Below are 12,134 nucleotides of genomic sequence, written 5' to 3' on the forward strand. Positions count from 1 at the left end.
AGACTTCCCCGACGAGCTCATCCTAAAGAGCAGCGTGTTAAAAGTCAGCAGGAAATCACTGCGCACTGTTACAAAAAATCTGCCTGTGCCAGGATAACTGCAACATTACAGAGATCGGGAGAGAAACATGGACGCACTGGAATTACTGGTCAACCGACGTTCGGCCTCACGCCTGACTGAGCCGGCACCTGCGGGTGACGCACTGGAAAATATCCTGCGGGCCGGCATGCGCGCCCCGGATCACGGCACGCTGCAACCCTGGCGCTTTATCATTGTGGAAAATGAAGGTCGCGACCGGCTGAGCCAGCTGCTGGAGCAGGCAGCTCGCGATAAACAGCTGGATGAAAAGGCGATTAACAAAGCGAGCCAGTCACCTTTTCGGGCACCGATGATCATTACGGTGGTGGCACATTGTGAAGAGCACCACAAAGTGCCGCGCTGGGAGCAGATCGCCTCGGCAAGCTGTGCAGTGATGGCCATGCAGATGGCGGCCGTCGCTCAGGGTTACAACGGTATCTGGCGCAGTGGTCCCTGGACCGATGACGAGCAGGTACGCCAGGGGTTTGGCTGCCGCGAACAGGATGCCATCGTCGGCTTTCTCTATCTGGGCACCCCGCAACTGAAATCCAGCACTACGGTGCTCCCACCTGACACGGCGCCCTTCGTCCGTTACTTCTGACTACAATGCTTGTCCGGTTCCGGCAGGGTGCATTTCAGCCCTGCTTTTTGCACGGTTCCTGTGCGAACGATCGCTAACGCCGCGCATCACACTTACGCCAGCGGGCCTGCCAGGCTAACATAGCCCCAGTATTCAAACCGACAGCGGACAACCGGTTATTACTGCGTTCCCCCTGATGTTAAGGATTACCTGATTCAATGCGTTTGTTTATTGCGGAAAAACCGAGCCTGGGGCGTGCTATCGCAGATGTGCTGCCGAAACCGCATCGACGCGGTGATGGATTCATTGCCTGCGGCAACGATCAGATCGTCACCTGGTGCGTAGGCCATCTTCTGGAGCAGGCGCAACCCGACAGTTATGACAGCCGTTATGCGCGTTGGTCGCTGGCGGATTTACCCATCATTCCGGAAAAATGGCAGCTAAAGCCGCGTCCCTCGGTCGCTAAGCAACTGAAAGTGGTTGAGGGCTTGCTGGCGCAGGCGAATGAAGTGGTGCATGCCGGTGACCCGGATCGGGAAGGGCAGTTGCTGGTGGATGAGGTGCTCGACTACCTGAACCTGCCAGCTGAAAAACGCAGCAAGGTGCAGCGCTGTCTGATTAACGACCTCAATCCTCAGGCGGTGGACCGGGCAGTGAACCGCCTGCGTGAAAATCGCGAGTTTATTCCATTGTGCGTTTCGGCGCTGGCCCGCGCCCGTGCCGACTGGCTCTATGGCATTAACATGACCCGCGCCTGGACGCTGCTGGGACGCAATGCAGGCTATGATGGCGTACTGTCGGTGGGCCGGGTGCAGACGCCGGTGCTTGGGCTGGTGGTCCGGCGCGATGAAGAGATCGAAAACTTCGTGCCGAAAGATTACTTCGAAGTGAAAGCGCATATCCTCACGCCTGATGGCGCCCGATTTATCGCCAGCTGGATCCCCAGTGAAGCCTGTGAACCGTGGCAGGATGAAGAGGGCCGCCTGCTCCAACGCGCGCTGGCCGAGCATGTGGTGGCGCGTATTACGGGCCAGCCAGCGATCGTTACTGCTTACAGCGATAAGCGCGAAAATGAGGTGGCGCCGCTGCCCTTTTCCTTATCCAGCCTGCAGATTGAGGCCGCTAAACGTTACGGGCTGAGTGCGCAGACGGTGCTGGATACCTGCCAGCGGCTGTATGAAACCCACAAACTCATTACCTATCCCCGTTCGGACAGTCGCTATCTGCCTGAAGAGCATTTTGCCGGTCGTCATGCGGTGTTAAAGGCGATACAGGCGCATCAGTCACAGCTGATCCCACCGGCAGATTTCGATGCCGATCGCAGAAATCGCTGCTGGGATGATAAAAAAGTGGATGCACACCATGCGATTATTCCAACGGCCCGTTCCAGCGCGGTGAAGCTCAGTGAAAACGAGCAGCATATCTATGAACTGGTAGCGCGCCAGTATCTGATGCAGTTCTGCCCGGATGCGGTATTCCGCAAATGTGTCATCGATCTTGATATTGCCGGCGGAAAATTCGTGGCGAAAGCGCGCTTCCTGGCGGAGGCGGGCTGGCGCGCGCTGCTGGGCAACAAAGAGCGGGATGAAGAGAACGACGGCATGCCGTTGCCGGTGGTGGCGAAAGGGGATGAGCTGCTGTGTGAGCGTGGAGAGGTGCTGGCGAAGCAAACCCAGCCGCCTCGCCCGTTTACCGATGCCACTATTCTTTCTGCGATGACCGGCATTGCCCGTTTCGTTCAGGATAAAGAATTAAAGAAAGTACTGCGTGCGACCGATGGTTTAGGTACGGAAGCCACACGCGCCGGCATTATCGAATTACTGTTTCGTCGTGGCTTCCTGGTGAAGAAGGGCCGCTATATCAATTCTACGGATGCCGGGCGCGCCCTGATCCACTCCCTGCCCGATCTGGCAGCACGCCCGGATATGACGGCGCAGTGGGAATCGACACTGACGCGTATCAGCGAAAAGGCCTGCCGCTATGATGAGTTCATGCAGCCGCTGGTGCAGACCTTAACCGGTCTGATCCAGCAGGCGCGACAGCAGCCTGCGGCGCATGCATTTCGGGGATTACCGTCCACCGGACAGAAACGTCCGGTGCGCAAAACCAGGCGTAAAGTGAAGGAGACGGAATGAGGCGTTATTCAGTATTACTGCTCGTGACCCTGTCGCTGGCGACCAGCGTGGCGCAGGCCAACAGTCGTTATCAGTCGATGCCACAGCAGGGCAGCAACGGTGGCAACACCGATGTCGTGGTGGATATGCCACCCGAAGCATGGACACAGGCAGAGAGACGTCAGCCAGACTGTCTCCGCTGCTGTATTTTTGAAAACCGTAACTACACGGAAGGGGCGGTGGTGAAATCAGAGGGGGTGTTGCTGCAATGTACCCGTGATGAACATTCCATCGGCACCAATAACCTGATCTGGAAAATAGTGAAATAGCCGTCGCGTGGCGCTCTGCCACGCGACCGTCAGTTAAAAGCGGAAGGTTGACCAGATGGGCGCGTGGTCAGACGGTTTTTCCATACTCCGGATCTCATAATCAATGCCGGTCTCAACGCAGTGCGACGCCAGGGTTCTGCTCGCCAGCACCAGATCGATGCGTAACCCGCGATTATCATCAAACCCTTTCGAACGGTAATCGAACCAGGAAAAGCGATCCGCCACCTCCGGATTGTGCTCACGCCAGGTATCAACCAGTCCCCAGCCCAGCAGGCGGTCCATCCACTCGCGCTCTTCCGGCAGGAAGGAGCATTTGCCGGTGCGCAGCCAGCGCTTGCGGCTCTCCTCACCAATACCAATATCCCGATCGGTGCTGCTGATATTCATGTCGCCCATAATCAGAACTGGTTTATCAGCAGGCAGATCCTCGGTCAGCAGACGTTGCAGATCGCGATAGAATTTCTCTTTAGCCGGAAACTTGGTGGGATGGTCGCGGCTTTCGCCCTGCGGAAAATAGCCGTTAATTACCGTGATGTCGCCAATCGGGCTGGGAAGTTCCGCGATGATCAGGCGGCGCTGGGATTCTTCGTCATCACCCGGGAAACCCCGGCTCACTGACACTGGCTCAGCTTTGGTTAACAGGGCAACGCCGTAGTGACCTTTCTGTCCATGATAGAAGACGTGATAGCCGAGCTTTGACACCTCTTCCAGCGGGAACATGTCGTCATGGACCTTGGTTTCCTGCAGACCGATAACATCGGGCTGATGCTGTTCGACAAGTGCCTGAAGCTGATGCGGGCGGGCACGCAACCCATTGATGTTAAATGAAACAAATTTCATGAGATCGACCGTTGTTCAGAAATGTCAGGCGGAGATGGTAGCGATTTTTGCTGAAAAAGTCATGGCGGAACAGGCTGAGATTGTGCAAAAGCGGGCAGGAATGTGGGGGCGAACAGGAAGCTTAGATATCGGCCTGGGATTTTGTGCAGCATACGAGATGGTGGTGGGAGAAGGATTCGAACCTTCGAAGTCTGTGACGGCAGATTTACAGTCTGCTCCCTTTGGCCGCTCGGGAATCCCACCTGGGATAGTGATGTGGCTTAAGATGATTCAGATTCAGATGGTGGTGGGAGAAGGATTCGAACCTTCGAAGTCTGTGACGGCAGATTTACAGTCTGCTCCCTTTGGCCGCTCGGGAATCCCACCATGGCCTGAATCTTTCTCTCTTAAAGCGGGGCGCATCATACCAAATGCGATAAGGGTGTAAAGCGCCCACTGGCAAAACCGCAACTGTTTGCCCACTTTTTACGCGTAGCGCTGAATCTGCAGACAATTCAGCGCACTGGCTGATTAAAGAATAATCGTGCGGTTGCCGTAAACGAACACGCGCTGACCCAGCACTTTGTAAAGTGCGTTGCTCAGGACATTCTTTTCTACGTCGCGACCGGCGCGCATCATCTCATCGGCGGTGTAGCTGTGATCAACGTTTATCACATCCTGCATGATGATTGGGCCTTCATCGAGGTTGTCGTTCACATAGTGCGCGGTGGCACCGATGATCTTCACGCCGCGTTCATAAGCCTGATGATAGGGACGGGCACCGATAAAGGCGGGCAGGAAGGAGTGGTGAATATTGATAATCTGGTTCGGATAACGCTGCACAAAGGCGGGCGTCAGGACGCGCATATATTTCGCCAGCACCACGTAATCGGGCTGATAGCGGTCAATCTCTTCCACCATGCGGTTATCGTGCTCTTCACGCGTCAGTCCCTCATGGCTCACCAGCACAAAGGGAATATCGAAACGCTCAACCAGCGAACGCAGGGTGTCGTGGTTACCCACTACCGCCGCAATTTCCATATCCAGGCCGCCAAACGCGCTCTTCATTAACAGATCGCCCAGGCAATGCGCCTCTTTAGTGACCAGAATCACCACGCGACGACGACCGGCACTGTGCAGTTCCCGGACTGAACCCTGGGGCAGGGCGCTGTCGAGGTCGGCGAGCAGGGTATTGTCGTTGAAAATCCCTTCCAGCTCGGTACGCATGAAAAAACGCCCGGTGCGATGATCAACAAACTCATTGTTCTGCACGATATTAAGTTCGTGCTTGTAACAAATATTGGTGATTTTGGCGATCAGACCTTTTGCATCGGGACAAATGGTTCGTAAAACTTTTCTTTGCATGGTTTGCGCTTGCATCTCAATCAGAGTCCTGTCAAAGCATTAGGGGTAAAACCGCTGGGGTAGCCGTCAGCTTAACCACAACATTTTTTGTATTTTTTTCACTGCCGCACGGGCAGCGATCGTTACGCCCTACGGGCGGTGCTGTACCGTCAACATAGTACCAGCGTTGATCCTCGCGAAGAAAGCGTGAACATTCATGAATGGCCTGAATGTTGGTTTTCTCGCGGTATCGCGCAAAAAAGGTAACGAAAGCTTCGTTCTCATGGCTTCCATGATTACAACGGGTTACATTCAGGCTGAGCCAGTCGGTTCCTGGAAAACTTTCAGATAAAAGCCCTGACAGCGCCGGATGACGCTTCTCAGGATGCCAGGTCGCAACCAGATAGTCCGCATTATGCTGAACATAAGCGCAATAACGGGATCGCATAAGTTGTTCAGCGGTAACAGGAATCTGGTTACCCTGAAGAAAGGGCTCGCAACATACGCTATACTGCTCTCCGCTACAACATGGGCAGGTTTCTGACACATTATCTCCCGGGAATGATGGGTCGATTTTACAAGCGCGCTATGTTAGCTGACCCCGTGTTGTGATGCTACGTATTGACGGCAGGACCAGACAGAAATGAGAAAGGTAAAAATTGGATTGGCTCTGGGTTCTGGAGCGGCCAAAGGATGGGCGCACATCGGCGTGATCAACGCGCTGGAGCGTGCAGGTATTGAGATCGACGTCGTTGCGGGCTGCTCTGTCGGGGCATTAGTCGGATCTGCCTATGTGAATAACCGCCTGCCGCTGATGGAAAAATGGGTCAGTGCATTTCGCTACTGGGATGTTATTCGCCTGATGGATGTCTCCTGGCAGCGTGGCGGACTGCTGCGCGGTGAGCGGGTCTTTAGCCATGTTCGTCAGCTGATCCCCAATGACACGATAGAGCACTGTCATAAACCCTTTGGCGTGGTGGCGACGAACCTCAGTACCGGTCGTGAACTCTGGCTGACCGAGGGCGATCTGCATCAGGCAGTACGCGCTTCATGCAGTATGCCAGGTTTATTACCGCCGGTGGGCTACAATGGGTATTGGCTGGTGGATGGTGCCGTGGTCAATCCGGTGCCGATTTCACTTACCCGCGCCCTGGGGGCAGACATTGTTATCGCCGTTGACTTACAGCATGACGCGCATTTAATGCAGCAGGATCTCTTTTCCGTGACACCGCAGAATAGCGAAGAAGAAGCTGCCGCAGCGGCATTGAGCTGGGGTGGGAAGCTGCGTCAGCGTCTGGTGAATTTCAGCCAGCGCCGTGCGTCTCAGTCACCTGGCGCGATGGAGATTATGTCCACCTCTATCCAGGTGCTGGAAAATCGCCTGAAGCGGAATCGCATGGCGGGCGATCCGCCCGATGTTTTGATTCAGCCGGTCTGTCCGCAAATTTCGACGCTGGATTTTCACCGTGCTGAGGAAGCCATTGAAGCAGGCAAGGCCGCCGTAGAGAAGAAAATGGATGAACTATTACCACTGGTCCGTGGCAGATAATCAGGTTGTTCATTCAAAGCGGTGACTTCAGCCAATTCTTAAAGGCGCAACTGCGTTTTATGAACCACTATTGAAATATCTGGTACGCAGGGGGAAAGAATGGAAAAACCACTACTCGGCAAAAAGATACTCATTGTCGAAGATGAGGCTGTTTTCCGTTCGTTGCTGGACCAATTTTTGTTATCGATGGGTGCTGTGACGTTACAAGCGGAAGATGGTCTGGAAGCAATTGCACAACTACAACAGCATACTGTCGACCTGATTATCTGCGATCTGGAAATGCCCCGCATGAGCGGCATCCAGTTCGTTGAGCACATTCGTACCCGCGGCAACATTGTGCCGATTTTAATCATCTCAGCCACCGAGAACATGTCGGACATTGCGCATGTATTGCGTCTCGGGGTGCAGGATGTGCTGCTTAAGCCACTGAAAAACTTTGAGCGCTTCCGTGAAGCGGTCTATGAATGTCTCTATCCCTCTATGTTCACTTCGAAAGTGGAAGAGGATGAACAACTGTTCCAGGACTGGGATGCGCTGGTTCGTGATCCTAAAGCAGCTGCCAAGCTGCTCAAGCAACTCCAGCCCCCGGTGCAACAGACTATTGCCAACTGCCGGGTTAACTATCGTCAGCTGACGATGGCCGAGCAGCCAGGGCTGGTGCTTGATATTGCGGCGCTATCCGACAAAGATCTGGCGTTCTACTGTCTGGACGTGACCCGTGCCGGTGATAATGGCGTGCTGGCAGCATTGCTGCTGCGAGCGCTGTTCAATGGCCTGCTGCAGGAGCAACTGACCGGGCAAAAACAGCGTCTGCCGGAACTCAATGGGCTGCTCAGACAGGTCAATCTGTTACTGCGGCAGGCTAACCTGAGCGGCCAGTTCCCGTTACTGGTTGGGTACTATCATCGCGGATTAAAGAACTTAATCCTGGTTTCGGCCGGATTGAATGCCACACTCCATGTTCATGCCCATCAGATTCAGCTCAGCAATGGTGTCCCACTTGGCACTATGGGCAGCACCCATCTTAATCAGATCAGTCAGCGCGCAGAAAACTGGCAATGCCACGTCTGGGGCGCGGGCGGGCGCATTCGGCTGATGCTATCGACGGAAGAATAAGCCATAAAAACAGAGGAATTCTGGCGCTGAGGACAGGGCCAGAGTTTAGCTTTACTGTTGGGTAATAGTCTTAATTTCGACGGTTTGATGCCTTCCAGGATAAATCCGTTCGATACTAACTGATATACTCATTTCCGATTTTAAACCGACATATCAAGTATTAACTTGAACGGCCTATAAGAGAGGTATCTTAATGTCTGCCAATAATACCAAAGTAAAAAAAGCGGTAATCCCGGTAGCGGGTTTGGGTACGCGTATGCTCCCGGCTACCAAAGCGATTCCTAAAGAAATGTTACCGCTGGTTGATAAGCCGTTAATCCAGTATGTCGTTAACGAGTGTATCGCTGCTGGCATCAACGAAATTGTGCTGGTAACGCATTCATCAAAAAATGCCATCGAAAACCACTTTGATACCAGCTTCGAACTGGAATCAATGCTGGAAAAACGCGTTAAGCGTCAGTTGCTGGATGAAATCCAGTCAATCTGCCCGCCACACGTCACCATCATGCAGGTTCGTCAGGGTATCGCTAAAGGTCTGGGTCACGCTGTAATGTGTGCACACCCATTGATCGGCGATGAGCCGTTTGCGGTTATCCTGCCAGACGTCATCATCGACGAATATGAATCAAACCCAACCAAAGATAACCTGGCAGAGATGCTGAGCCGTTATGAAGAGTCTGGCCGCAGCCAGATCATGGTTGAGCCGGTTGCCGATGTGACTGCCTACGGTGTTGTCGATTGCCAGGGCGCAGAACTGAACCCAGGCGACAGCGCACCAATGGTCGGTGTGGTTGAGAAGCCTAAAGCGTCAGAATCCCCATCAAACCTGGCCGTAGTAGGTCGTTATGTTCTCTCTTCAGCGATCTGGCCACTGCTGGCTAAAACGCCTCCAGGTGCAGGCGGCGAAGTTCAGCTGACTGACTCCATTGCGATGCTGATGGAAAAAGAGACAGTTGAAGCATATCACCTGAAAGGCGTCAGCCATGACTGTGGTAACAAACTGGGCTACATGCAGGCTTTCGTTGAGTACGGTGTTCGTCATCCGGTATTGGGCAAAGATTTTTCTGAATGGCTCGATGGCGCAGTTGGCAACAAAAAGTAATTCATAAACACAGGATAACTCGATGAAAGTCACTGTATTTGGTATCGGCTATGTCGGTCTGGTTCAGGCTGCGGTGTTAGCCGAAGTCGGACATGACGTTCTCTGCATTGATGTCGACGAAAACAAAGTCGAAAATCTGAAAAAAGGCATCATTCCTATTTTCGAACCAGGTTTAACGCCGCTGGTAATGTCCAATTACGAAGCGGGTCGTCTGAAGTTCAGCACTGATGCTGAGATGGGCGTAAACCATGGTGTTATGCAGTTTATTGCAGTTGGTACTCCACCAGATGAAGATGGCTCTGCCGATCTGAAATATGTGACCGCCGTAGCGCGCACCATTGCGCAGCATATGAACGATCACAAAGTGGTTATCGACAAATCAACCGTTCCGGTTGGCACAGCAGACAAAGTTCGTGCGGTAATGACGGAAGCGCTGAAAGCGCGTGACGCCAACATCACCTTTGATGTGGTATCTAACCCGGAATTCCTCAAAGAAGGTGCTGCAGTTAATGACTGTATGCGTCCAGAACGTATCGTTGTCGGTACTGACAACGACGACGTGGTAGAACTGTTACGTGAGCTCTATGAGCCGTTTAACCGTAACCACGATCGTATGATCATGATGGATATCCGCAGCGCAGAGCTGACCAAGTATGCAGCAAACTGCATGCTGGCCACCAAAATCAGCTTTATGAATGAGATGTCTAACCTGGCTGAACGTTTAGGCGCGGATATTGAAAAAGTACGCCAGGGCATCGGTTCCGATCCCCGCATTGGCTACCACTTTATCTATCCTGGCTGTGGTTATGGCGGCTCCTGCTTCCCGAAAGATGTGCAGGCGTTAATCCGTACCGCTGAGGCAATTGGCTATCAGCCACGTCTGTTGCAGGCCGTGGAAGATGTGAATGACAACCAGAAAAACAAACTGCCAACCTTTATCAAGCGTCATTTTGGTGACGATCTGAAAGGTAAAACGTTTGCGCTCTGGGGCCTGTCATTTAAGCCGAACACAGACGACATGCGTGAAGCCTCCAGCCGTGTGCTGATGGAAACGCTGTGGGAAGCTGGGGCATCTGTTCAGGCGTTTGACCCGGAAGCGATGGATGAAGCACAGCGCATCTACGGTCACCGCAGCGATCTTAAGCTGATGGGTACCAAAGAAGCCGCACTGCAGGGCGCTGACGGCCTGGTGATCTGTACGGAGTGGCAAAACTTCCGTGCGCCTGACTTCGACATCATCAAAAATGCACTGAAAGAAGCCGTGATTTTTGATGGTCGTAACCTGTATGATCCAGAGCGTATCAGCAAACGCGGTTTCGTTTATTATGCAATCGGCCGCGGAGCGTCTATTCAAACTGCATAATTAACGAGGGATTTATGAACTTTCTGGTCACCGGCGCCGCAGGTTTTATTGGTTTTCATGTCAGCCAGCGTCTGCTGGCCGCCGGTCACCAGGTTGTCGGTATCGACAACCTGAATGATTATTACGACGTAAATCTCAAGCATGCCCGTCTCAATTTAATTAAGGCCGATCCTGGCTTTACTTTTATTGAGATGGATCTGGCGGACCGTGACGCAATGGCGTCACTGTTCGATCAGCAAAAATTCCAGCGCGTTATCCATCTTGGCGCTCAGGCCGGTGTCCGGTATTCCATTGAAAATCCTCATGCCTACGCAGAATCCAATCTGACTGGTCACCTCAATATCCTTGAAGGTTGCCGTCATCATAAAATTGAACATCTGCTCTACGCCTCATCCAGTTCAGTCTATGGTCTGAATCGCAAGATGCCGTTCTCAACCGAAGATAGCGTTGATCATCCGGTTTCTTTATATGCAGCGACCAAAAAAGCCAACGAGTTAATGTCACACACTTACTCGCATCTCTATCAGCTGCCGACCACAGGATTGCGCTTCTTTACGGTCTATGGCCCGTGGGGCCGTCCGGATATGGCGTTATTCAAATTCACCCGTGCAATGATTGCCGGTGAAGCGATTGACGTTTATAACCAGGGCCAGATGAAACGCGACTTTACCTATATTGACGATATTGCTGAAGCCATCGTTCGCCTGCAGGATGTTATTCCACAACAGGACGACAACTGGACGGTTGAAACCGGATCGCCGGCAACCAGTTCAGCGCCTTATCGCGTTTATAATATTGGAAACAGTCAGCCTGTCACGTTGATGAACTATATCGAAGCGATTGAAAAAGCCCTGGGTATTACTGCCAGGAAGAATCTGATGCCAATGCAGCCTGGAGATGTACTGGAAACCAGTGCGGACACCGAAGCCTTGTTTAAGGCAATTGGATTCAAACCGCAGACCGGGGTCGAAGAGGGCGTTAAAAACTTTGTGGAGTGGTACCGCGACTTTTACCGCGTCTGAGTAACTGATTAAAAGAAAAAAAGGAAGCTCCGGCTTCCTTTTTTATTGCGCATCAGGCTGCCAGAAAGGCAGTCACCCTGCGGGTCTTTACAGTAAAAAATCGTCCAGCTTTTTACCCTGTTCTTCCAGCGCTTTTTTAATCACGGCCGGTGTGCGGCCCTGACCGGTCCACGTTCTGGACTCGCCTTTTTCATCGGTGTAACCATATTTTGCCGGACGTACTGAGCGTTTACCTTTTGCCGCAGTCCGTGTGTCGGTCAGCGCGTTAATCAGTTCATTCGGGTCAATACCATCAGCCAGTAGCATTTCACGATACTGGTTAAGCTTACGCGTGCGTTCTTCATTTTCTGCCTGAAAATGTGACTCTTCTTCGCGGCGCTCTTTTACTACTACGTCCAGCTTTTCCAGCATCTCTTCCAGTATTTCAACGGAATACTCTCTGGCCTGGGCGCGCAGCGTACGGATATTATTAAGAACTTTTAGTGCTTCGCTCATTGTCCTGGTCTCTGAATAAGGGAAAAGTTGTGTTGCCCGCTAATAGTAGTGGCGACATAAAATAACTGCAATCATAAAAATATGTATATCACTAATTACACAGGTGACTAAAAACAAGTTTTACCAAAAGATTTCACAGTTATGCGGAATAAAAATATTTTCCTTTAGTCCGATATCAAATAAATTTAATGTATTCAGGTCAGCTACAAAAATGTCATTGCTT

At 52.4% G+C, this 12,134-nt stretch carries 11 protein-coding genes, 2 tRNA genes and 1 pseudogene; 8 read left to right on the top strand and 6 right to left on the bottom strand.

Translation table 11 applies throughout. The features are described 5' to 3' along the window. Positions 1-127 precede the first annotated feature (127 nt). From ACR8BN_RS08765 to ACR8BN_RS08775, 3 genes are all read left to right on the top strand, one after another. Positions 128-679: an NAD(P)H nitroreductase gene (locus tag ACR8BN_RS08765; RefSeq protein ID WP_031592757.1), complete on the top strand. Its 552-nt coding sequence runs from the start codon at positions 128-130 to the stop codon at positions 677-679. A gap of 197 nt (positions 680-876) precedes the next feature. After that, positions 877-2,793 carry a DNA topoisomerase III gene (locus tag ACR8BN_RS08770; RefSeq protein WP_115759057.1) on the top strand — a complete coding sequence of 639 codons (1,917 nt, stop codon included), beginning with the start codon at positions 877-879 and terminating at the stop codon, positions 2,791-2,793. Beyond that, positions 2,790-3,101, top strand: a complete 312-nt coding sequence (locus tag ACR8BN_RS08775) for a DUF1496 domain-containing protein (protein ID WP_069026352.1) — start codon at positions 2,790-2,792, stop codon at positions 3,099-3,101. The genes ACR8BN_RS08770 and ACR8BN_RS08775 overlap by 4 nt, the downstream gene beginning before the upstream one ends. A gap of 33 nt (positions 3,102-3,134) precedes the next feature. Here ACR8BN_RS08775 and xthA read toward each other — a convergent pair whose 3' ends face one another. The 5 genes and pseudogenes from xthA to ACR8BN_RS08800 form a co-directional block, all read right to left on the bottom strand. Beyond that, entirely contained in the window at positions 3,135-3,941 is an 807-nt protein-coding gene (gene xthA / locus ACR8BN_RS08780) for an exodeoxyribonuclease III (RefSeq protein WP_424998441.1), read from the bottom strand. Between the two features lie 158 nt (positions 3,942-4,099). Then, positions 4,100-4,184, bottom strand: a tRNA-Tyr gene (locus ACR8BN_RS08785). A 38-nt stretch (positions 4,185-4,222) separates the two neighbouring features. Next, positions 4,223-4,307, bottom strand: a tRNA-Tyr gene (locus tag ACR8BN_RS08790). Between the two features lie 144 nt (positions 4,308-4,451). Next, positions 4,452-5,300: a formyltetrahydrofolate deformylase gene (gene purU, locus ACR8BN_RS08795; RefSeq protein WP_003852258.1), complete on the bottom strand. Its 849-nt coding sequence runs from the start codon at positions 5,298-5,300 to the stop codon at positions 4,452-4,454. A gap of 56 nt (positions 5,301-5,356) precedes the next feature. Next, a pseudogene (locus ACR8BN_RS08800) lies at positions 5,357-5,811 on the bottom strand (YchJ family protein). 96 nt (positions 5,812-5,907) lie between these two features. Here ACR8BN_RS08800 and rssA point away from each other — a divergent pair. The 5 genes from rssA to ACR8BN_RS08825 all read left to right on the top strand — a co-directional run bounded on the left by rssA (position 5,908) and on the right by ACR8BN_RS08825 (position 11,416). Then, on the top strand, positions 5,908-6,813 hold the full coding sequence (gene rssA, locus ACR8BN_RS08805) for a patatin-like phospholipase RssA (protein WP_010244341.1): 906 nt from the start codon (positions 5,908-5,910) through the stop codon (positions 6,811-6,813). Between the two features lie 99 nt (positions 6,814-6,912). After that, complete coding sequence (rssB, locus tag ACR8BN_RS08810; protein WP_010244345.1) at positions 6,913-7,929, top strand: two-component system response regulator RssB; 1,017 nt, start codon at positions 6,913-6,915, stop codon at positions 7,927-7,929. A gap of 193 nt (positions 7,930-8,122) precedes the next feature. Further along, positions 8,123-9,031: a UTP--glucose-1-phosphate uridylyltransferase GalU gene (galU, locus tag ACR8BN_RS08815; RefSeq protein ID WP_031593142.1), complete on the top strand. Its 909-nt coding sequence runs from the start codon at positions 8,123-8,125 to the stop codon at positions 9,029-9,031. Positions 9,032-9,053: 22 nt separating this feature from the next. After that, complete coding sequence (locus ACR8BN_RS08820; protein ID WP_311967686.1) at positions 9,054-10,394, top strand: UDP-glucose dehydrogenase family protein; 1,341 nt, start codon at positions 9,054-9,056, stop codon at positions 10,392-10,394. Positions 10,395-10,408: 14 nt separating this feature from the next. Further along, positions 10,409-11,416: an NAD-dependent epimerase gene (locus ACR8BN_RS08825; RefSeq protein ID WP_434747541.1), complete on the top strand. Its 1,008-nt coding sequence runs from the start codon at positions 10,409-10,411 to the stop codon at positions 11,414-11,416. A gap of 87 nt (positions 11,417-11,503) precedes the next feature. Here ACR8BN_RS08825 and hns read toward each other — a convergent pair whose 3' ends face one another. After that, positions 11,504-11,911, bottom strand: a complete 408-nt coding sequence (gene hns, locus ACR8BN_RS08830) for a histone-like nucleoid-structuring protein H-NS (RefSeq protein ID WP_031593138.1) — start codon at positions 11,909-11,911, stop codon at positions 11,504-11,506. Positions 11,912-12,134 lie beyond the last annotated feature (223 nt).

The organism is Pantoea sp. Lu_F5_004, from assembly GCF_051136245.1.
In the GTDB taxonomy this organism is placed as follows: Bacteria; Pseudomonadota; Gammaproteobacteria; order Enterobacterales; family Enterobacteriaceae; genus Pantoea; species Pantoea agglomerans.

Bases quoted from the DNA above. Each gene is read 5' to 3' on its own strand.
- ACR8BN_RS08765 (WP_031592757.1), top strand. From the start codon at position 128: ATGGACGCACTGGAATTACTGGTCAACCGACGTTCGGCCTCACGCCTG.
- ACR8BN_RS08770 (WP_115759057.1), top strand. From the start codon at position 877: ATGCGTTTGTTTATTGCGGAAAAACCGAGCCTGGGGCGTGCTATCGCA.
- ACR8BN_RS08775 (WP_069026352.1), top strand. From the start codon at position 2,790: ATGAGGCGTTATTCAGTATTACTGCTCGTGACCCTGTCGCTGGCGACC.
- xthA (WP_424998441.1), bottom strand. From the start codon at position 3,941: ATGAAATTTGTTTCATTTAACATCAATGGGTTGCGTGCCCGCCCGCAT.
- purU (WP_003852258.1), bottom strand. From the start codon at position 5,300: ATGCAAGCGCAAACCATGCAAAGAAAAGTTTTACGAACCATTTGTCCC.
- rssA (WP_010244341.1), top strand. From the start codon at position 5,908: ATGAGAAAGGTAAAAATTGGATTGGCTCTGGGTTCTGGAGCGGCCAAA.
- rssB (WP_010244345.1), top strand. From the start codon at position 6,913: ATGGAAAAACCACTACTCGGCAAAAAGATACTCATTGTCGAAGATGAG.
- galU (WP_031593142.1), top strand. From the start codon at position 8,123: ATGTCTGCCAATAATACCAAAGTAAAAAAAGCGGTAATCCCGGTAGCG.
- ACR8BN_RS08820 (WP_311967686.1), top strand. From the start codon at position 9,054: ATGAAAGTCACTGTATTTGGTATCGGCTATGTCGGTCTGGTTCAGGCT.
- ACR8BN_RS08825 (WP_434747541.1), top strand. From the start codon at position 10,409: ATGAACTTTCTGGTCACCGGCGCCGCAGGTTTTATTGGTTTTCATGTC.
- hns (WP_031593138.1), bottom strand. From the start codon at position 11,911: ATGAGCGAAGCACTAAAAGTTCTTAATAATATCCGTACGCTGCGCGCC.